The sequence below is a fragment of the Ensifer sp. M14 genome (genome assembly GCF_003355565.1).
Lineage (GTDB): Bacteria > Pseudomonadota > Alphaproteobacteria > Rhizobiales > Rhizobiaceae > Ensifer.
Map to the genome: position 1 here is coordinate 413,826 of NZ_QJNR01000004.1, position 19,306 is coordinate 433,131.

Here is a 19,306-nt window from a genome sequence, read left to right on the forward strand (position 1 = left end):
CGGCCTTCATGAAAGCCCATGGATCATTCGGTCCATGGGCTTTTTCATGCGCCTTGTCAGACGCTGAGCAGACCCGAAAACAGCAGGATCGCGACCAAGGCCGCGGCAACGGCAGCGGTCATCAGGCAAACATGCGTCCTGCGAATGGGGTTCGGTATCAGCGGCAGGCGATAAAGACTTCTGAGGAACGGCATCGGCACTTCCGAGGTCGCACCGTGTCCCTCCGCCTGCTTGATATCCTTGGCGATCACTTCCGCCACATCCTCGGTCAAAGGCGACCTTCCCGGCCCGAATGGCATAGCACCGCACCTCCGATAGGAAATACCGACTGACGCCGTATCGTGTGCCTGTTCGCGGCCGATGGCAATGGATTTCAAGGACGACCTGGCCGCCTGTCTTCCAACCCCTGGAAAACAAAAAGGCCGAGCGCTTCGCCCGGCCTTTCCAAGGGATCAAAGTGTCAGTTGGCGGTCAGCGCTTGCCCCAGAGAACCTTGAAGCGCGCGTTGCGGCAGGTCTCGCCATATTCCTTGAAGGTCTCGGCAAGGGTTTGCTCGTACTGCAGGCCGCGATTGGCGACCAGCATGACCTTGCCGCCCTGCTTCAGCGCCTTGTGCGCCGCCTTGATGATCGCCACGCCCAGCGACGGTTCGGCGGCATGGCCCTCGTGGAAGGGCGGGTTCATGACGATGAGGTCGTATTTGTCGCGTGGCTCTTCGCCCGTCAGGTCGAACCAATAAAAGCGTGCCGGCATGCGCGGCGCGTTTGCCATCATGTTGACGCGGGCAGCCTCCAGCGCATCGTGATCGGCCTCGAAGAGGTCGATGCCCTTGGTGCCGGGCGACGTTTCGGCGAGCTTGACGGCCAGATAGCCCCAGCCTGCACCGAAATCGGCGGCATGGCCGTTGAAGTCGCGCGGCAGGCGCGAGGCAAGCAGCTCCGAGCCGGCATCGATGCGATCGTGCGAGAACATGCCGGGCGACGCCTCGAATAGGCCGTCGACGCGAACCGGCACCTTGGCAAGCTTCTGCACCGCGTCGGTGACGTCTTCGGGCCGGGTGAACCAGAACGCAACGCCATGATACTTCGGCAGGTGGTCGCCGTCCCATTCGAACTTGGCAATGCGCTTCCTCAGCGACTGGATGCCATCTTCCTTGCCGCCGGCAATGACGATGAGCGCGCCATCTCGGGTGCGCTTCAAGGCCTCAGCGATGCGGTCTTCGTTTTCGCCCTTGTGCCTGCCGCAAAGGATCAGCGCGACGTCATAGTCCTCGCCGGTGACCACAGGCGCCACATCGGCACGCTGGGCCTCCAGGGCGCGGTAGAGCGGCCTCAGGGGCTGGACGGCGGCGATCGACGCGCCGAAGCCCTCAGGCAGCCTGTAGCCCGCCTCAGCGCCGAGGAAGAGCACGCGCTCGCCCTCGCCCGGCGGGTCGATAACCCCGGTTTCGAACGGGTGGAACAGTGTCTTCAATGCGTCTCGGCTCATCGGTTTCTTCCGTCGATCTCGTACAAGAAAAGGGCGCGGAGCGATCCGCTCCGCGCCCCGAATGCGTTCGGGCAGAGGTCGCTTATTCAGCGGCTTCGCCGTCACCCTTCTTTTCTGCAGCAACTTCCTTGCCGGTCGCCTGGTCGACGACCTTCATGGAAAGGCGAACCTTGCCACGCTCGTCGAAGCCCATGAGCTTGACCCAGACCTTGTCGCCTTCCTTGACGACGTCGGTCGTCTTGGCAACGCGCTCGGAGGCGAGCTGCGAGATATGGACGAGGCCGTCGCGGGCGCCGAAGAAGTTGACGAAGGCGCCGAAGTCGGCGGTCTTCACAACGGTACCTTCATAGACCTGGCCGACTTCCGGCTCGGCAACGATCGAGTGGATCCACTTGCGGGCCGCTTCGATTTCCTTGCCCGACGAAGAAGCGATCTTCACGGTGCCGTCGTCTTCGATGTTGATCTTGGCGCCGGTCTTTTCGACGATTTCGCGGATGACCTTGCCGCCCGAACCGATGACTTCACGGATCTTGTCGACCGGGATGTTCATGACTTCGATGCGCGGTGCGAATTCGCCGAGCTGGCCACGGCTTTCGGAGATGGCCTTGGCCATTTCGCCGAGGATGTGGAGACGGCCGCCCTTGGCCTGGTTGAGCGCGATGCCCATGATCTCTTCGGTGATGCCCTCGATCTTGATGTCCATCTGGAGCGAGGTGATGCCGGCGTCGGTGCCTGCAACCTTGAAGTCCATGTCGCCGAGGTGATCTTCGTCGCCGAGGATGTCGGAGAGAACGGCGAAGCGCTCATCTTCCTTGATCAGGCCCATGGCGATACCGGCAACCGGCTTTGCGAGCGGAACGCCTGCATCCATGAGAGCGAGCGAGGTGCCGCAGACCGTCGCCATCGACGACGAGCCGTTGGACTCGGTGATCTCGGAAACGACGCGCAGCGTGTAGGGGAACTGCTCGGCTTCCGGCAGCATCGGGCGGATAGCGCGCCAGGCGAGCTTGCCGTGACCGATTTCGCGGCGGCCCGGGGAGCCCATGCGACCGGTTTCACCGACCGAGTAGGGCGGGAAGTTGTAGTGCAGCATGAAGCGTTCTTTGTACATGCCGGTCAGGCTGTCGACGTACTGTTCGTCTTCGCCGGTGCCGAGCGTGGCAACGACGATCGCCTGCGTTTCACCGCGGGTGAACAGCGCCGAACCGTGGGTGCGCGGCAGAAGGCCGACTTCCGAGACGATCGGACGAACGGTTTCCAGATCGCGGCCGTCGATGCGGCTCTTGGTGTCGAGGATGTTCCAGCGAACGATCTTGGCCTGCAGGTGCTTAAAGACGGCGCCGATGACTTCAGCGCTGTGCTTCGGCTCAGCGCCTTCCGGGAAGAAGTGGGCCTTCACCTTTGCCTTGACGGCGTCGACGGCAGCGTAGCGGGCAGCCTTCTCGGTGATCTTGTAGGCATCGCGCAGTTCAGCTTCGGCCATGCCGAGCATTTCGGCTTCAAGCGCGGAATGATCTTCCGGCTGGAAATCGCGCGGCTCCTTGGCAGCGACTTCAGCGAGCTTGATGATGGCATCGATAACCGGCTGGAAACCCTTCTGGCCGAAGACGACGGCGCCGAGCATGATCTCTTCGCCCAGTTCCTTAGCTTCCGACTCGACCATCAGCACGGCTTCCTGCGTGCCGGCGACGACGAGGTCGAGGGTCGATTCGTCCATCTCGTCGAGATGCGGGTTGAGAACGTACTGGCCGTTGATGTAGCCGACGCGCGCGCCGCCGATCGGGCCCATGAACGGGATGCCGGACAGCGTCAGCGCAGCGGAAGCTGCAACCATCGACAGGATGTCGGGATTGTTTTCGAGGTCATGCTGCATGACCGTGACGACGACCTGGGTGTCGTTCTTGTAGCCATCGGGGAAAAGCGGGCGGATCGGGCGGTCGATCAGGCGCGAAACCAGCGTTTCGTTTTCGCTCGGACGACCTTCGCGCTTGAAGTAGCCACCCGGAATCTTGCCGGCTGCATAGGTCTTTTCCTGGTAGTTGACGGTCAGCGGGAAGAAGTCCTGGCCCGGCTTCGGCGCCTTGGCCGAAACGACGGTGGCGAGAACGACTGTTTCGCCGTAGGTGGCGAGAACGGCGCCGTCAGCCTGACGGGCGACCTTGCCGGTTTCGAGCTTGAGCGGACGCCCAGCCCATTCGATTTCAACCTTATGGGTATCGAACATGTTCTGTCCTTCGTGTGCGGCAGACCTTTCCGCGGCTGTTGCAGCGCGGGTGGTCGGAAAACCGCCTGGTATGGCGCATCACGGGCAAGACAACGGGAGGCTTCAAAAGAGACCGGCCGCTTTCCGCTGTGCAAAACCTGGCTGCCCCGCAGCGGGTTCTGCAAGCAGGCGCCGAAGCATCCTGCAATCCTGCCCCATGACGGGCCATCGGTTGATCCGCGGATCCGGCCCATCCGGCCCGCTGGATACCTCTCCTTTATGCGCCTAGTGCGCTTGCGGAGAGTTCATTTCTCGAGCGCTCTGCGCCCATAATAAAAAAGGCCGGCGGACCGCATGCGATCCGCCGGGCAAGTCGCTTAGCGACGGATGCCGAGGGCACCAATCAGCTTGGTGTAGCGCGCTTCGTCTTTCTTCTTCAGATAGTCGAGGAGCGAACGACGGCTGGAAACCATCGCGAGAAGACCACGGCGGGAATGGTTATCCTTCTTGTGGCCCTTGAAGTGTTCGGTCAGGTTGTTGATCCGTTCCGTCAGGATAGCTACCTGGACTTCCGGAGAACCGGTGTCGCCTTCAACGGTTGCGTATTCCTTGATGAGCTGAGCCTTACGCTCTGCAGCAATCGACATCGGATGATCCTTTCGATTTCGAGGATTTAGGGACGCCTTCAGCCGGGATGTCGTCCAGCTGCGGCCGTGAATGCAATGGGCATGCGCCTTTTGCTGGCGTGCCTATAACCGAATTGGATGAAAAAGGAAAGGGTCATGAAAATAGCCCTTCTGCATGGATCGGCCACCTCTCAATTGGCAGGCGGTCGCGGGTGCATCGGCGCCGACTTCCACCTGTCGCCGCCAACCGAAACACAATCGAGATAGGCCGAGAACACCCAGCCAAGTTCTCCCGCATCGCTCGAAACACGCGCCCAGCCTTTGCCCGCGTACCGGCGCTCTTCAACCCGGCGAACCTTACTGCCGTTGGTGAGTGACGTGACAATCCGGCCATTCGGTTCCGTGCGGACATTGAGCGGCGTGCCCGTCGGATCAGTAACAACACAGGCCACATCCTGGCTGGTGGCGGGCGCCGAAGCCGTCAGGCTCAAGACAGCCGAGAGGATACAGAGGCGAACTTTTCGGACCCGCATTGCCATCCCCTTCAAAACGAACTTCATAACGTCCCGCGTGAGCCTTAAGGTTCCGCGTCGTCTCCATCGCCGTCTTTGGCATTGCGCGGAATGTTGATGCGCCACTCGATGCCATCAGGGTGCATGATCCGTTCGAGTTCGGCCTTGAGCGCCATGCCGAGCATGCGCTCCAGCACCAGCGTTCCAAAGCCCTTGCGGCGCGGGGTCGTCGGTGCCTCGATGTCTGCCCCTTCCTCCCGCCAGCGAATGGCAATGCCCTCGTCGGACAGCGCCCAGGAGAGCTTGACCACGCCGGTGGTATTGGCAAGCGCGCCATACTTCGTGGCGTTCGTCGCCAGCTCATGCAGCGCCATGCCGAGCGTCTGGGCGCTCTCCGTGTCCAACCTTAAAGGCGGACCTGACAGGACCACGCGCTTGGGATCATCGGGCGTGAATGGCTGCAGTTGATTCTGGGCAAGCTCGCGGAAATCAACACCCTGCGCGGCATTGGCAATCATCAGATCGGTAGACCGGGCAAGGCCGGCGATGCGCTTGCGGAAGGATTCGGCGAAATCGGCGACGCTTTCGGCCGAATGCACCGACTGGTTCAGCATCGACTGGATCACCGTCAGCTGGTTCTTCGAGCGGTGGGCAACCTCGCGCATGAGGAAGCGGATTTCGCCCTCGGCCTTGGTGCGCGACGCGGCCGCCTTGGCAAGGGCGGCCGAGACGGTTTCGACTTCGGCGATAATATGCGGGCGCGGCTCTATGCGCTCGCCGGCGCCGAGGCGGCGCGCATCTTGCGCGACGAGCTTGACCCCCTGCGACAGGAGCCGGGCAATCGCCAACGATCCGGCGACGGCAATGCCGGCAAAGATGATGCCTCCGAGCGACAGCCAGAGGAACGACCATGCAGCCGGCGCATCCACCGTGGCGCGCGGCGCCCAGGCGATGATCCGCCAGCCGGTTACAACGGAAAACTCGGTCGCCACCCGGTAAGCCGTGCCGTTCTCGGTGATGTTGCGCACGCCGATGCTGATCGCCGGCACCTTGTCGAGGAAGAACGGTTCGCCCGCCTTGACCGCAGCATCGGACGAAATGATGACCTTGCCGTTGCCGTCCACGAGCGCCGCATTCCAGCCGGGCGACAGCGTCTCGCGGTTCACGGCCTTGGCCATGCTCTCGGCGTTCTGCGTCAGCGTCAGCAAATAGTCCTCGCCGGTGGGAAGTTTCGCCGGCAGATAGACGTTGAAGACCCATTTTCCGGCGGTCTCGCCAAAGAAGACGTTGGAGACCAGCGGTGCGCCGTTGTTGGTGAAGGCCCGCTCCACGGATTCCGGATCGGAACCCTTGCCGAGCGGCGTGCCGAAGGGCACGCGGGTGTTCATGAGCTGATCGTGCTTGCGGTCGATGACGATCAGATAGGAGTCGGTGTCGGCGAGCGCGGTCGAGGCCCGGCGATAGAAGGCTTCCATGTTGCCGCCCTCGACTGCCGGCGCCGTCGAGAGCACCTTCAGCGTCGTCAGCATGCCCTCGACATCGCGCTCGACGATGCGGGTCACCGATCCGGTCGATGCCTGCAGCAGCGCCGTGATCACCTGCTCCTGCGCGTCGACGCTGCGCTTCAGCACCACAAGCGAGAAGATGAACGCCGGCACGATCGCGATGAGAAGCAGCGATGTCAGGTAAAAACGAAAGGGCCGCGTCATGCGGTGGCGAACAAAATCGAGAGCTGTCGCCAGGCGACCCACGGCACTCTCCCTTCCCTCTTGCGAAACCTGCGCCAACTGCACCGCCTCTCAATTGCCGAGCCGCGCGTCGCATCGCCGCGCGGTGGTCCCGACCGCCGAACGGCTGCCCGCAACCGCCCGCTTGCAACCCGGAAACGGAATCGTTTTCAAGCAGCCGCAAGCCCTTGGATCGGATCATGCGTCAGCGATGCGGCAAAGGCAAATGCCGGGATCGAGCGGATCAGCCGACGGAGAAGACGCGCTTGGGACGGAACTCGCCCTCGGCTATTTCGCCGATGGCAATCAGCTTGCCGCGGGTTGTCGCATAGGCCTCGGGCGTTGCCAGCGGCGCGTCTCGGCCGCGCAGGATGATGGGATTGCCCATCTTCAGCCGGTGCGCCTGGTCGTCGCTGACGGCGATATGCGGCAGGCTGGAGAGCGCCTCACCGGTTTCGATGACGAAGGCGTCGAGTGCTGCGAGCCGCTCCCCTTCGTCTTCGATCTTCTCCAGCGCGACGAGATCGGCGAGCGGCACCATGTCATCCTCGCCGAACGGCGCCACGAAGGTGCGCCGCAGCGAGGCGATGTGGCCGAAACAGCCGAGGTCGCGGCCCATGTCGCGCGCAATAGAGCGGACATAGGTGCCCTTGCCGCATTCGATCTCGAACTGGGCGAGATTGGGCGTGGCGCCGAGCAGCGTCAGGCGAAAGACTTCGACTTCACGCGCCGGGATATCGACGGTCTCGCCTTCGCGGGCGAGATCGTACGCGCGCTCGCCGTCGATCTTGATCGCCGAGAACTGTGGCGGCACCTGGCTGATGACGCCGGTGTAGTTCGGCAACAGCGCGCGGATCGCCTCTTCCGTCGGGCGTGTATCCGAGGCATGCGTCACTTGGCCCTCGAGGTCATCGGTCGAGCGTTCTTCGCCCCAGGCCACGGTGAATTCATAAATCTTGCGGCCGTCCATGACATAGGGAACGGTCTTGGTCGCGTCGCCAAGGGCGATCGGCAGCATGCCGGAGGCCAGCGGATCGAGTGTGCCGGCATGGCCCGCCTTCTGCGCCTTGAACAGCCACTTGATCTTGGAGACGGCTTCGGTCGAGCCGAAATCGAGCGGCTTGTCGAGGATCAGCCAGCCGGAAATCGGCCGGCCCTTGGGTTTACGCGGTTTGGACATGAACTCTTCTATTCTTCGTCGGTATTCGGGTCGAGATCGCGGCTGACTTCGGGAGAGCGAAGCAGGGCGTCGATCTTCTTGTAGTTGTCGAAGCTCGTATCATCACGGAAGCGAACCTCCGGCATGTACTTCAACTGGCGCAGCTGCGGGCCGAGACGGCCGCGGATGTACTTGGCGTGCTTGTTCAGCGCCTCGATGACCTCGGCATGGTCGGGAACGCCGAGCGGCGTCACGAAGGCGGTGGCGATCTTCAGATCGGGCGACATGCGGACTTCGGAGATCGCGATCAGCGTCTTCTCGATCACAGGGTCGCGGACGTCGCCCCGCTGCAGAACCTGCGTGATCGCGGCGCGCACCTGTTCGGCGATGCGCAGCATGCGCTGATTAGGGGCAGAGGATGTGGCTCTGGTCATTGGTCAATACCTCAAAAAAATGCGAGCGCCGAAGGATAACCCGGCGCCCGCACAATTTCTAATCGGACGGATCTTACAGCGTCCGCGTGATGTGTTCGACGCGGAAGCACTCGATCGTGTCGCCGGCGCGGATGTCTTCGTAGTTCTCGAACGCCATACCGCATTCCTGACCGACGTTGACTTCCGAGACTTCGTCCTTGAAGCGCTTGAGCGTCTTGAGCTTGCCTTCGTGGATGACGACGTTGTCGCGAACCAGACGGACGCCGACGCCACGCTCGACCTTGCCTTCGGTGACGCGGCAACCTGCGACCTTGCCGACCTTGGTGATGTTGAACACCTCCAGGATCTCGGCGTTGCCGAGGAAGGTTTCGCGACGCTCGGGCGAAAGCAGGCCGGACATCGCCGCCTTAACGTCATCCACCAGATCGTAGATGATGTTGTAGTAGCGGATTTCGATGCCTGCACGCTCGGCTGCCGAACGGGCCTGGGTGTTGGCACGGACGTTGAAGCCGATGATGGCGGCGTTCGATGCTTCGGCGAGCGAGATATCCGACTCGGTGATACCGCCGGCGCCCGAATGGACGATGCGCGCACGCACTTCGTCGGTTCCGAGCTTCTCCAGCGCACCGGTGATCGCTTCGATCGAACCCTGCACGTCGCCCTTGATGACGAGCGGGAACTCCTTCAGACCGGAGGTCTGAAGCTGGGTCATCATCTGCTCGAGCGAACCACGCGAACCGGACTGACGGGCAACCGCCTTGTCGCGGGCAAGCCGCAGACGGTATTCCGAGATCTCGCGGGCGCGGCTCTCGTTTTCGACGACGGCGAACCGGTCGCCGGCTGCCGGGGTACCCGACAGGCCGAGAACTTCGACCGGCATCGACGGCCCGGCTTCCTTGACATGTTCACCCTTGTCGTTGACCAGGGCACGCACACGGCCCCACTGGTCGCCGGCAACGATGATCTGGCCCGGACGCAGCGTGCCCTTCTGAACGAGCACGGTCGCAACCGCGCCGCGGCCACGGTCGAGCTCGGCTTCAACCACCGTACCTTCGGCCGTCCGGTTCGGATCGGCCTTGAGGTCGAGGATTTCGGCCTGGAGCAGGATCGCTTCGAGCAGCTTGTCGAGATTGGTGCCGGCCTTCGCCGAGACTTCGACGTCGAGAACTTCACCACCCATGGATTCCACGAAGACTTCGTGCTGCAGAAGTTCGGTGCGAACCTTCTGGGCATTGGCCGAAGGCTTGTCGATCTTGTTGATCGCCACGATGATCGGAACACCAGCCGCCTTGGCGTGGTTGATGGATTCGATCGTCTGCGGCATCACGCTGTCGTCGGCCGCAACCACCAGAATGGCAATGTCGGTCGCCTGGGCACCACGAGCACGCATGGCGGTGAACGCCGCGTGGCCGGGGGTGTCGATGAAGGTGATCTTGTGACCGTTCTGCTCGACCTGGTAGGCGCCGATATGCTGGGTGATGCCACCCGCTTCGCCGGCAACCACGTTTGCATGACGGATGGCGTCGAGCAGCGAGGTCTTGCCGTGGTCGACGTGACCCATGATCGTGACGATCGGCGGACGCGATACCAGTTCGTCCTCGATGTCGGACACGTTGAAGATGCCTTCTTCGACGTCGGACTCGGAAACGCGCTTGACGGTGTGGCCGAATTCGCCGGCGATGAGTTCAGCCAGGTCGGCGTCGATCAGATCGCCGGGCTTCATCATCTGCCCTTCCTTCATCAGGTACTTGATGACGTCGACGGCGCGTTCGGACATGCGCTGCGACAGTTCCTGGATCGTGATGGTTTCCGGCAGAACGACTTCGCGCGAAATCTTCTCGCGGGTCTCCTGCATCTGGCTGCGCCGAGCCTTCTCCTGACGGCGACGCATCGCCGACAGCGAACGGGCGCGCTGGCCGGCATCCTCGTCGGCAGCGGTGGTCAGCGTCAGCTTGCCCTGGCGGCGACCGTCGTCACCCTTGGGTCGGGTCACCGGCTTTGCAGGCTCCGGACGCACGACCTTGCCACGAACCGGGCTTGCGCCGGGACGCGGGCTACGATCTTCATCCTTTTCGTTGTCGACCTTGCGGCCGCGCAGAGCACCGGCCGGAGCCGGCGTCGGAAGTCCGGTTGCCGGGGCAGCCGGCCGTCCAGCCTGCGGGCGGTTGTCGACGCGACGCTCGGTGGTTCCAGGTGCGCGAGCTGCCACGGGGCGCTCTTCGACAACCTCTTCGACCTTTGCTTCGGGCGCGACAGCCGGGCGGGCTGCTTCTTCTGCGGCGCGGCGTGCGGCGTCTTCCTTCTCCTGCAGGAGACGGGCTTCTTCCTCACGCTTGCGGCGCGCTTCGTTCTCGGCGCGGACGATCGCTTCTTCCGCTTCGCGGATCTGCGCTTCGGCCAGAGCACGGCGGCGCGCATCGATCTCACCGGCGGAAAGCTGGTTCAGAACGACGCCGACGCGCGGACGGTTCGCCTGGTTGGCTTCCTGGCGGGTCTGATGCTGCTGCGGCTGCGGTGCCGGACGGCCCGAAGGCTGCGGCGGAGCCGGACGCTGTTCAACCGGCCGGGTAGCGGGAGTAGCGGCAACCGGCGTGATCGGGCGCTCGTCCTTCGGGCGATGGAAGGGGCGTTTCTTGGTTTCGACCACGACCGCCTTGGTGCGGCCACGGCCCATGTCCTGACGCACGGTCCCCTGCGAAACCCCATGGGGTTTCAGGGTCAGCGTCTTCTTGCCTGCTGCGCTGCCTGTCTTGTCGTCGTTGTTGTCGGTCATTCCGTTCCGTTCCTAGCGATCAGGGCCGGATGCGTATCACCTGACCCTGTCTTCCAAATTGTCTCAAACAATGTACGCGATGCCGGATTTTGCCGGTGACGCGCGTCATTGCTGTGGCTTGCCAGCGCCGCCTTCGGCCCGGACCGGGACGGATCCACGGTACTTTTCGAGCATGATTGCGCGCTTCACTACACCCTCACCCGCCTGCCCTGCAAGCGTTGCGGCATGGATAAAAGCATTACTTCCCAAAAGGCCCTCCATTTCCGCCGCCGAAAAGGGGCGGAACGCGGGTATTTCCGTTTCATCTTCAACCACAAAGCTCATCGCCTTGCGGGCCTGGTCAATCTTGCGGACGCCGTCGGCGGCCGCATCGTTCGCGTGAAAGACGGCGAGCGCCGCCAATCCGCGAACGGCCTGTTCCGTCTTCGTCGCGCCGGAGATGAACTGGGCCGCCTTGCGCGCCATGTTCATCATCCCGGCAAGCTGCTCGACGAGCAGCCTGTCCACGTCGTCGGCCAGCGTCGCATCGACCTTGACGTCGGCCTTCAAGGCACGAGCGAAGAGCTTCTTCGCCATCGCCTTTTCAACCAGCGCCCGCTCCGCCTTGATCCAGCAGCCGCGCCCCGGAAGCTGACGCTTCAGATCGGGAACGATGCGGCCGTCGGGTCCGGCGACGAAGCGGATCAGATCATCGGGCGAGCCACTCTCGCGCGTCACGATGCAAGTCCGGGTGCTGCCGCTCTTGTCCTTCGGACCATTGTCCGAAGGCAGAGCGTCAGCGTCAGTCGATGCGGTGGTCGCCATCAGGCGTCCTGTTCCGCGCCTTCGGCAACCTCGATCGCCTCTTCTTCTTCCTGCTCGACAGCAAGATCGTCTTCCGTGATCCAGCCGGCCGCAAGGCGAGCCTGCACGATCATGGCTTCAGCATCGGCGCGCGAAACCTCGAACTTCGAGAACGTGCCCTCGAAGCGCTTGGTCTCGCCATCCTTGCGTTCGCTCCAGCCGACCAGGTCGTCGGCGGCGCAACCGGCAAAGTCCTCGATGGTCTTGATGCCTTCCTCGCCGAGCGCGACCAGCATCGGGCTGGTCAGGCCATTGATCGTGCGCAGTTCGTCGGCAACGCCGAGTTCCTTGCGCTTGGCATCCATCTCGGCTTCGAGCCTGTCCAGGAACTCGCGGGCGCGGGTCTGGATTTCGGTGGCGGTTTCGTCGTCGAAGCCGTCGATCGAAGCGATTTCGTCGAGATCGACATAGGCGAGCTCCTCGACGGCTGCGAAGCCTTCGGAAGCCAGAACCTGGCCGACCATTTCATCGACGTCGAGCGAATCCATGAACAGGTTGGTCCGCTCGTTGAATTCCTTCTGGCGACGTTCGCTTTCTTCCTGCTCGGTGAGGATGTCGATATCCCAGCCGGTCAGCTGCGAAGCGAGGCGAACGTTCTGGCCGCGACGGCCGATAGCAAGCGACAGCTGCTCGTCCGGTACCACGACTTCGATGCGCTCTGCGTCTTCGTCGAGAACGACCTTGGCGACTTCGGCCGGCTGCAGCGCGTTGACGATGAACGATGCCGGATCCTGCGACCACGGAATGATATCGATCTTTTCGCCCTGCAACTCGCCGACAACGGCCTGAACGCGCGAACCGCGCATACCGACGCAGGCGCCGACAGGATCGATCGAACTATCATTCGAGATCACGGCGATCTTGGCGCGCGAACCTGGGTCACGGGCAACCGACTTGATCTGGATGATGCCGTCGTAGATTTCAGGCACTTCCATGGTGAAGAGCTTGACCATGAACTGCGGATGCGTGCGCGACAGGAAGATCTGCGGCCCGCGCTGTTCGCGGCGAACGTCGTAGACGAAGGCACGGACTCGGTCGCCGTAGCGCATGTTTTCGCGCGGGATCATCTCGTCGCGACGGATGATGCCTTCGCCACGGCCGAGATCGACGATGACGTTGCCGTATTCGACGCGCTTGACGGTGCCGTTGACGATCTCGCCGACGCGATCCTTGAATTCGTCGAACTGGCGGTCACGCTCGGCTTCGCGAACCTTCTGCACGATGACCTGCTTGGCCGACTGGGCGGCGATACGGCCGAAATCCATCGGCGGCAGCGGGTCGGCAATGAAGTCGCCGAGCTTGGCGTCCGGGTTGCGGTCGCGGGCCAGTTCGAGCGGGATCTGGGTGGAATAGTCTTCCGCCTTCTCGACCACTTCCAGCAGGCGCTGCAGGCGGATTTCACCGGTCTTGGAATTGATGTCGGCGCGGATGTTGGATTCCGAGCCATAGCGGGAGCGCGCGGCCTTCTGGATCGCATCGGCCATCGCGGCCAGAACGATCTCGCGGTCGATCACCTTTTCGCGTGCCACTGCATCTGCGATCTGCAGAAGCTCGAGCCGGTTAGCACTGACTGCCATCTCATGTCTCCGTCTGGTTGCAGGGGGCCTCAAGCACCGCCCCGGCTTTTATTCTTCGATAGGTGAATCTTCGTCTTCGAAATTCTCGTTCGCGGCGCGCGCTGCCTTCGCCTTCTTGTCGGCTGTCAGGGCGTCGCGGATCAGATCGTCGGTCAGGATCAACCGCGCTTCCGCAAGCGTGGTGAACGGAATGGTGACCGTCGCTTCCTCGCCATAGGCAGGCTGATCGCGCTCGATCTGGAAACCATCCGCATCCACGGACACGATCTTACCACGGAAACGCTTGCGCCCCTCGACCAGCACCGAGGTTTCGCATTTCAGGAGGTGACCCTGCCAGCGGACAAAATCCGACTTGCGAACCATCGGGCGATCGATGCCGGGCGACGACACTTCCAGATGATACGCCTTGTCGACCGGATCTTCCACATCGAGAACCGGGGAAATGGCCATCGAGATCGCTTCGCAATCTTCGACGGTCATGGTGCCGTCGTTGCGCTCGGCCATGATCTGCAGCGTCATGCCGTTCTGGCCCGACATGCGCACGCGCACCAGGCGATAGCCCATCGGCGTCAGCACCGGTTCGATGATGTCGGCAATGCGCTGATCAAGACCGGTTTCGGTGATCAGGCGGGGTTCATGCTCATTTTCAGCGGTTGTCGGATCGGACAAACGATGTCTCCTCATGGGACCGGGTAATAAAAAAGAGCGGGTCCTGACGGGCCCACTCTTCATCTACCGATCAAGAATTTGAGGCCCATATACGCCTCGTTGCCGCAAATTGCAAGGTGTTCGACCGGAGGCGGTCCAACGCGCTCCATCGGTGCGGGCGGCAGGCAATCGATGCGACGGCAAGTTTCAGCGGCTGGCACTTCGGTCTTCGAGGTTTATAACAGGCAACGAACCGCTTCGATATCGCAATTAAAAGACACGAGAGAGAAGACGAGGTGCCCACCCGTATTTCGCCACTGGCCCCCTTCAAGCATGACATCTTCCGCACGATCTGGATCGCGAGCCTCGCGTCCAACTTCGGCGGCCTGATCCAGTCGGTCGGCGCCGCCTGGCTGATGACCTCGATTTCCTCCTCGGCCAACATGGTTGCGCTGGTCCAGGCATCGACCGCCCTTCCCATCATGATGTTCTCGCTGGTCTCCGGCGCGCTGGCCGATAATTTCGACCGGCGACGGATCATGCTGATCGCGCAGTGTTTCATGCTGACGGTGTCCGCACTTCTGACCGTCTGCGCCTATCTCGGTATCATCACGCCTTGGCTGCTTCTGCTCTTCACCTTCCTGATCGGCTGCGGCACCGCGCTCAACAACCCCTCCTGGCAGGCTTCGGTCGGCGACATGGTTCCGCGCGATGACCTGCCGGCGGCAGTCGCCTTGAACAGCATGGGCTTCAACATCACCCGCAGCGTCGGCCCGGCGATCGGCGGCGTGATCGTGGCGACGGCGGGTGCTGCGGCCGCCTTTGCCGCCAACTCGCTCAGCTACTTCGCCATCCTGTTTGCGCTGGTGCGCTGGCGGCGCGAAGTGACCATGAGCCCGCTGCCGCGCGAAACGCTTGGCCGGGCGATCACGGCGGGCCTGCGCTATGTCGTCATGTCGCCCAACATCGGCAAGGTGCTGGTCCGCGGTTTCCTGTTCGGCCTTTCGGCAAGCGCCATTCTGGCGCTCCTGCCGCTGGTGGCGCGCAATCTCGTCCAGGGCGGCCCGCTCACCTACGGCCTAATGCTCGGCGCCTTCGGCCTCGGGGCGATCGGCGGGGCGTTGCTGAGCGCAAGACTGCGCGAAATGATGTCGAGCGAAGCGATCGTTCGCCTGGCCTTCGCCGGCTTTGCCTTGAGCACGCTGGTAATTGCCTTCAGCCCCTATGCGTGGCTCAGCTGTCTCATGCTGCTGGCCTCAGGCGCATCCTGGGTGCTGGCGCTGTCGCTGTTCAACACCACCGTTCAGCTTTCCGCCCCGCGCTGGGTCGTCGGCCGGGCTCTGTCGCTCTACCAGACCATGACCTTCGGCGGCATTGCCGGCGGCAGCTGGCTTTGGGGTACCACCGCCGAGCAATACGGCGCCACCAATGCGCTCTTTGCGTCTTGTCTGCTGATGCTGGCGGGAGCGGCCGTCGGCCTGCGCCTGCCGCTGCCGGAGTTCAAGTCGCTCAATCTCGACCCGCTCAACCGCTTCAACGAGCCGTTGCTCGAACTCGACCTCAAGCCCCGCAGCGGCCCGATCGTGATCATGATCGACTACGAGATCGACGATGCCGACATTCCGGAGTTTCTGGAGACCATGGCCGAGCGGCGGCGCATCCGCATCCGCGACGGCGCCGGCCATTGGGCACTGATGCGGGACCTGGAAATCCCAACCACGTGGACGGAAACCTATCATGTGCCGACCTGGGTGGAATATGTCCGCCACAACCAGCGCCGCACCCAGGCCGATGCCTCTGTCGGCGACAAGCTGACCGCGCTGCATCGGGGTGCCGCACCGCCGCGGGTGCACCGCATGATCGAGCGCCAGACGATCGTTCCGACCCACTACGAGCGCTACAAGCGCCAGGTGGACGTCGACATGCACTGACGGGACGCGCCCGAAACCGGGCGCGTACAGTTGAACGACTTGAAGCAGGAATTGCCCAGGCCGGGTGCGGGCTAAGGACGCTGGCCGCTTACCGAAGCTTCGCCTTCAGCGAGGCGTCGGGAAAGCAGGTCGACTTGAGGCCGGCCTTGGCCTGCCAGTCGCCGAGCGAGCGGCGCGTCTTGTAGCCGGCGAGACCATCGGCCTTGCCGACATCATAACCCTTGGCGACCAGCGCCTTCTGCATCGCCAGGACATCGGAGCGCAGCATGTTGCCGACATCGCCCCAGGCGCCGCGGAAGGCGCCGCCGCCCGAGCCGATGCGATCGGCAAGATTGCCGATGAAGAGCGCATAGAGGTCGGAGTTGTTGTATTCCTTGAGCACGTAGAAGTTCGGAGTGACGATGAACTCCGGCCCGTGCGTGCCGGCCGGAACCAGCATCATCGACGGCGCCGAGAGCTCGCGCGACGGGAACGCCTTGCCGGAAATGCGGGTGATGCCGTTGCCGGCCCAGTCAGACATCGGCCGGGCGAGATCGGGCCCTTCCTGCGCGCAGGAGACCCCCGCCGGAATCGACACTTCGAAGCCCCAGTCGCGGCCGCGCTGCCAGCCCTTCTTGACGAGATAATTGGCGATCGACGCCAGGCTGTCGGGAACCGAGGTCCAGATGTCGCGGCGACCGTCGCCATCGAAATCGACAGCATATTGCAGGAAGCTCGATGGCATGAACTGCGGCTGGCCCATGGCGCCAGCCCAGGAGCCGCGCATTGATGCCTCTTCGACGTCGCCGCTTTCCAGAATATGCAGGGCGGCAATCAGCTCGCGACGGAACAGGTCCGGACGGGTCGACATGAAGGCCTTCGTCGCCAGCACGTCAACGACAGGGTAGGGAATTTTGGCGCGGCCGAAGCCGGATTCGCGGCCCCAGATCGCCACGACCACCGATGCCGGCACCCCATAGGTTTTCTCGATCCGCTTCAATGTGGAGGCGTGGGTGGACGCAAGGCTTCGCCCGGTTGCCGCCAGTCCCTGCAGGCGCTTTTCGGAGAAGTAGCTGCCGGGCGAGGAAAACTCCGCCTGGCTCTGCTTCTGTTCCTTGGGCTTAGGAAAACCGGGAGGCGCCAGATCGGGCAGGTCCCAATTGAGCTTCACGTCGGCGAATGCCGCCTTGAACGATTGCGCCGAAACGCCCGACTTCTCGGCCTCCGGCCAGAGATCACGCTCAAGCCACTGGCGGAACTGCATCTCGACATCGGCCTTGGAGGCCGCCTGCGCGAAGCCCGCGAAAACCAGGAGCAACATTGTCGACAGTGATAGAAATCTCAGCATCCGGCTTCCCTAGAGCATGTCGCGCAAAAGTGCGCAGCGGTTTTGCGCCAACGACATGCGCAAAAACAAGAACGTAAAGCGCAGTCAGCTAAACTGAAAGACCGCAACGCGCTTTACCGGTTGGATCGCGGGCGTTCGGGGCAAAGACCCCGATCCGTTCGAGGCGTCAGATCGAGGTGCGCGCGCGAAGGGCGGCCGCCAGCGTGCCCTCGTCGAGATAGTCGAGCTCGCCGCCGACGGGCACGCCATGGGCAAGCCGGGTGATCTTCACCTCCATGCCCTCGAGCTGGTCGGTGATGTAGTGGGCGGTCGTCTGGCCCTCGACCGTGGCGTTGACGGCGATGATGAGTTCGCGCACGCCGCCATTGGCAACGCGCTGCACCAGCCCCTTGATGTTGAGATCGTCGGGGCCGACACCGTCGAGCGGCGACAGCGTGCCGCCAAGCACGTGATAGGCGGCGTTCATGGCTGCGGCGCGCTCCAGCGCCCAGAGATCGGCAACGTCCTCGACGACGATGATCACCGTATGGTCGCGGCGCTCATCGGAACAGACCGTGCAAGGGTCGATCGTGTCGACATTGCCGCAGCACGAGCAGATGCGCACCTTGCGATGGGCCTCGCCCATGGCTTCGGCCAGCGGCCCGAGCAGCTGGTCCTTCTTCTTGACCAGATGCAGTGCCGCGCGCCGCGCCGAACGCGGCCCGAGCCCCGGCACCTTTGCCAGGAGCTGGATCAGTTTTTCGATTTCAGGACCGGTGACTCGCTTTGCCATGCGGCGCTTTTAGCCCAAATCGTCGGCAAACGGAATCGCCTAACCGGAATATGACGCGGCTCCCGGCCTCGATACCACAGCAGACAAAAGGCGCGTCGAAGCAGGACTCAACGGGTGGCGATGACGACGGCCGCGCCGGCAATGGTTCCGGCGCTGGCGCGGTTGGCGATGCGAACGGCGCGCTTGCTCTTCAGCAGCTTGCGGGCGTTGGCGGCCATGGTGACCCAACCCAAATCGACCACGACCAGCACTATCAGCATGGTGGCAACCAGCTGCATCCAGCCAATCAAGGTGACAGCGCGCAGGTCGATGATCGACGGCAACAGCGCGACGTAGAACATCATCACCTTGGGATTGCCGAGCGTGACCGTCAGGCCGGCGAAGAACAGCCTGGAGGCCGAATGCGACTGCGGCAGGCTGTCGCCGGGCATATCCGGTTCGGCCATCCACATTTTCCAGGCGAGATAGAGCAGGTAGGCGACGCCCAGCCACTTGATGGCGACAAACAGCAGGTGGAAGCTTTCGGCAATCGCCGCAAGGCCTGCCACGGCAAACGACAGCCAGATGGCTTCGCCGATCCAGAGCGCCGCGAGGAAAGGCAGGACATCGCGCGCGCCCTTCGAGAGCACGCGCGCCACGAGCGCTGCGACACTCGGGCCGGGCGAGCCGGCCGCAACCAGCAAGGCGCCGGCAAACATAAGCAGGGACGTCATGGTCATGCGCGATCCTCCTCGGGAGGCGGCAATTTATCATGCTTTGCCGTCGGCGCCAGTGGCGGGCGGACGCGAAATCTCAAGCGCCAATGCGCCAGTCGGACGGACCGCGGGCGCATTGCAAGATTACCGATCGCGATAGAAACAGACACTCACCGATGGAAGTGAGACACCTGTCGCCATTCATCGATGAAGGAAGAACGGATCAGAATGGCAGCTTCATGCCCGGCGGAATCGGCAGGCCGGCGGTGAGTTCACGGGTCTTTTCGGCCTGAACGGCCTCGGCCTTGTCCTTGGCGTCCTTGTGAGCGGCGACGATCAGGTCTTCGAGGATCTCGACGTCGTCTTCCTTGAACAGCGACGGGTCGATCTTCAGGCTCTTCAGGGTGCCCTTGCCATCGAGACGGACGGTGACGAGACCGCCGCCAGAGGTGCCGTCGACTTCGAGCGCGGCGATTTCCGCCTGCATCTTCTCCATCTTGGCCTGCATTTCCTTGACCTTGCCCATCATCCCCATGATGTCGCGCATCGTCGTCTCCTGTTCTCTAGAAATTTCCGGTCGTTCGACCGACG

Annotated in this window: 17 protein-coding genes; 1 reads left to right on the plus strand and 16 read right to left on the minus strand. The window is 63.0% G+C overall.

Translation table 11 applies throughout. The annotated features are described in order from the left end of the window. Positions 1-56: 56 nt before the first annotated feature. The 12 genes from BLJAPNOD_RS02170 to rimP all read right to left on the minus strand — a co-directional run bounded on the left by BLJAPNOD_RS02170 (position 57) and on the right by rimP (position 14,011). Positions 57-272: a hypothetical protein gene (locus tag BLJAPNOD_RS02170; RefSeq protein WP_244610865.1), complete on the minus strand. Its 216-nt coding sequence runs from the start codon at positions 270-272 to the stop codon at positions 57-59. Between the two features lie 199 nt (positions 273-471). Then, entirely contained in the window at positions 472-1,488 is a 1,017-nt protein-coding gene (locus BLJAPNOD_RS02175) for a class I SAM-dependent methyltransferase (protein WP_077499337.1), read from the minus strand. A gap of 82 nt (positions 1,489-1,570) precedes the next feature. After that, on the minus strand, positions 1,571-3,712 hold the full coding sequence (pnp, locus tag BLJAPNOD_RS02180) for a polyribonucleotide nucleotidyltransferase (protein ID WP_115418760.1): 2,142 nt from the start codon (positions 3,710-3,712) through the stop codon (positions 1,571-1,573). 356 nt (positions 3,713-4,068) lie between these two features. Further along, on the minus strand, positions 4,069-4,338 hold the full coding sequence (rpsO, locus tag BLJAPNOD_RS02185; protein WP_025425494.1) for a 30S ribosomal protein S15: 270 nt from the start codon (positions 4,336-4,338) through the stop codon (positions 4,069-4,071). 170 nt (positions 4,339-4,508) lie between these two features. Beyond that, the gene (locus tag BLJAPNOD_RS02190; protein ID WP_115421097.1) at positions 4,509-4,850 is read right to left on the minus strand and encodes an SH3 domain-containing protein; all 342 of its coding nucleotides are present in this window, start codon (positions 4,848-4,850) and stop codon (positions 4,509-4,511) included. A 44-nt stretch (positions 4,851-4,894) separates the two neighbouring features. After that, the gene (locus BLJAPNOD_RS02195) at positions 4,895-6,616 is read right to left on the minus strand and encodes a sensor histidine kinase (protein WP_115418761.1); all 1,722 of its coding nucleotides are present in this window, start codon (positions 6,614-6,616) and stop codon (positions 4,895-4,897) included. 184 nt (positions 6,617-6,800) lie between these two features. Beyond that, the gene (gene truB / locus BLJAPNOD_RS02200) at positions 6,801-7,736 is read right to left on the minus strand and encodes a tRNA pseudouridine(55) synthase TruB (protein ID WP_115418762.1); all 936 of its coding nucleotides are present in this window, start codon (positions 7,734-7,736) and stop codon (positions 6,801-6,803) included. Positions 7,737-7,744: 8 nt separating this feature from the next. Beyond that, positions 7,745-8,149 carry a 30S ribosome-binding factor RbfA gene (rbfA, locus tag BLJAPNOD_RS02205; RefSeq protein WP_077499347.1) on the minus strand — a complete coding sequence of 135 codons (405 nt, stop codon included), beginning with the start codon at positions 8,147-8,149 and terminating at the stop codon, positions 7,745-7,747. Between the two features lie 73 nt (positions 8,150-8,222). After that, positions 8,223-10,922, minus strand: coding sequence for a translation initiation factor IF-2 (infB, locus tag BLJAPNOD_RS02210; protein ID WP_077499349.1), 2,700 nt, complete (start codon positions 10,920-10,922; stop codon positions 8,223-8,225). A gap of 105 nt (positions 10,923-11,027) precedes the next feature. Continuing rightward, on the minus strand, positions 11,028-11,726 hold the full coding sequence (locus tag BLJAPNOD_RS02215) for an RNA-binding protein (RefSeq protein WP_115418763.1): 699 nt from the start codon (positions 11,724-11,726) through the stop codon (positions 11,028-11,030). Continuing rightward, the gene (gene nusA, locus BLJAPNOD_RS02220) at positions 11,726-13,342 is read right to left on the minus strand and encodes a transcription termination factor NusA (RefSeq protein WP_077499353.1); all 1,617 of its coding nucleotides are present in this window, start codon (positions 13,340-13,342) and stop codon (positions 11,726-11,728) included. Before nusA ends, BLJAPNOD_RS02215 begins: the two co-directional genes overlap by 1 nt. 48 nt (positions 13,343-13,390) lie before the next feature. Beyond that, positions 13,391-14,011, minus strand: coding sequence for a ribosome maturation factor RimP (gene rimP, locus BLJAPNOD_RS02225; RefSeq protein WP_077499355.1), 621 nt, complete (start codon positions 14,009-14,011; stop codon positions 13,391-13,393). 275 nt (positions 14,012-14,286) lie between these two features. Here rimP and BLJAPNOD_RS02230 point away from each other — a divergent pair, with 275 nt between their 5' ends. Further along, complete coding sequence (locus BLJAPNOD_RS02230) at positions 14,287-15,921, plus strand: MFS transporter (RefSeq protein ID WP_115418764.1); 1,635 nt, start codon at positions 14,287-14,289, stop codon at positions 15,919-15,921. Between the two features lie 88 nt (positions 15,922-16,009). Here BLJAPNOD_RS02230 and BLJAPNOD_RS02235 read toward each other — a convergent pair whose 3' ends face one another. From BLJAPNOD_RS02235 to BLJAPNOD_RS02250, 4 genes are all read right to left on the minus strand, one after another. Further along, entirely contained in the window at positions 16,010-17,248 is a 1,239-nt protein-coding gene (locus BLJAPNOD_RS02235; RefSeq protein ID WP_115418765.1) for a lytic murein transglycosylase, read from the minus strand. Between the two features lie 166 nt (positions 17,249-17,414). Further along, positions 17,415-18,020 (minus strand): recombination mediator RecR, encoded by a 606-nt coding sequence (recR, locus tag BLJAPNOD_RS02240; protein WP_115418766.1) that lies wholly within the window; start codon positions 18,018-18,020, stop codon positions 17,415-17,417. 107 nt (positions 18,021-18,127) lie between these two features. Beyond that, a complete protein-coding gene (locus BLJAPNOD_RS02245; protein ID WP_115418767.1) occupies positions 18,128-18,739 on the minus strand; it encodes a LysE family translocator in 612 nt (203 codons plus the stop codon). A gap of 199 nt (positions 18,740-18,938) precedes the next feature. Continuing rightward, the gene (locus BLJAPNOD_RS02250; protein ID WP_029742357.1) at positions 18,939-19,262 is read right to left on the minus strand and encodes a YbaB/EbfC family nucleoid-associated protein; all 324 of its coding nucleotides are present in this window, start codon (positions 19,260-19,262) and stop codon (positions 18,939-18,941) included. Between the last annotated feature and the right edge of the window lie 44 nt (positions 19,263-19,306).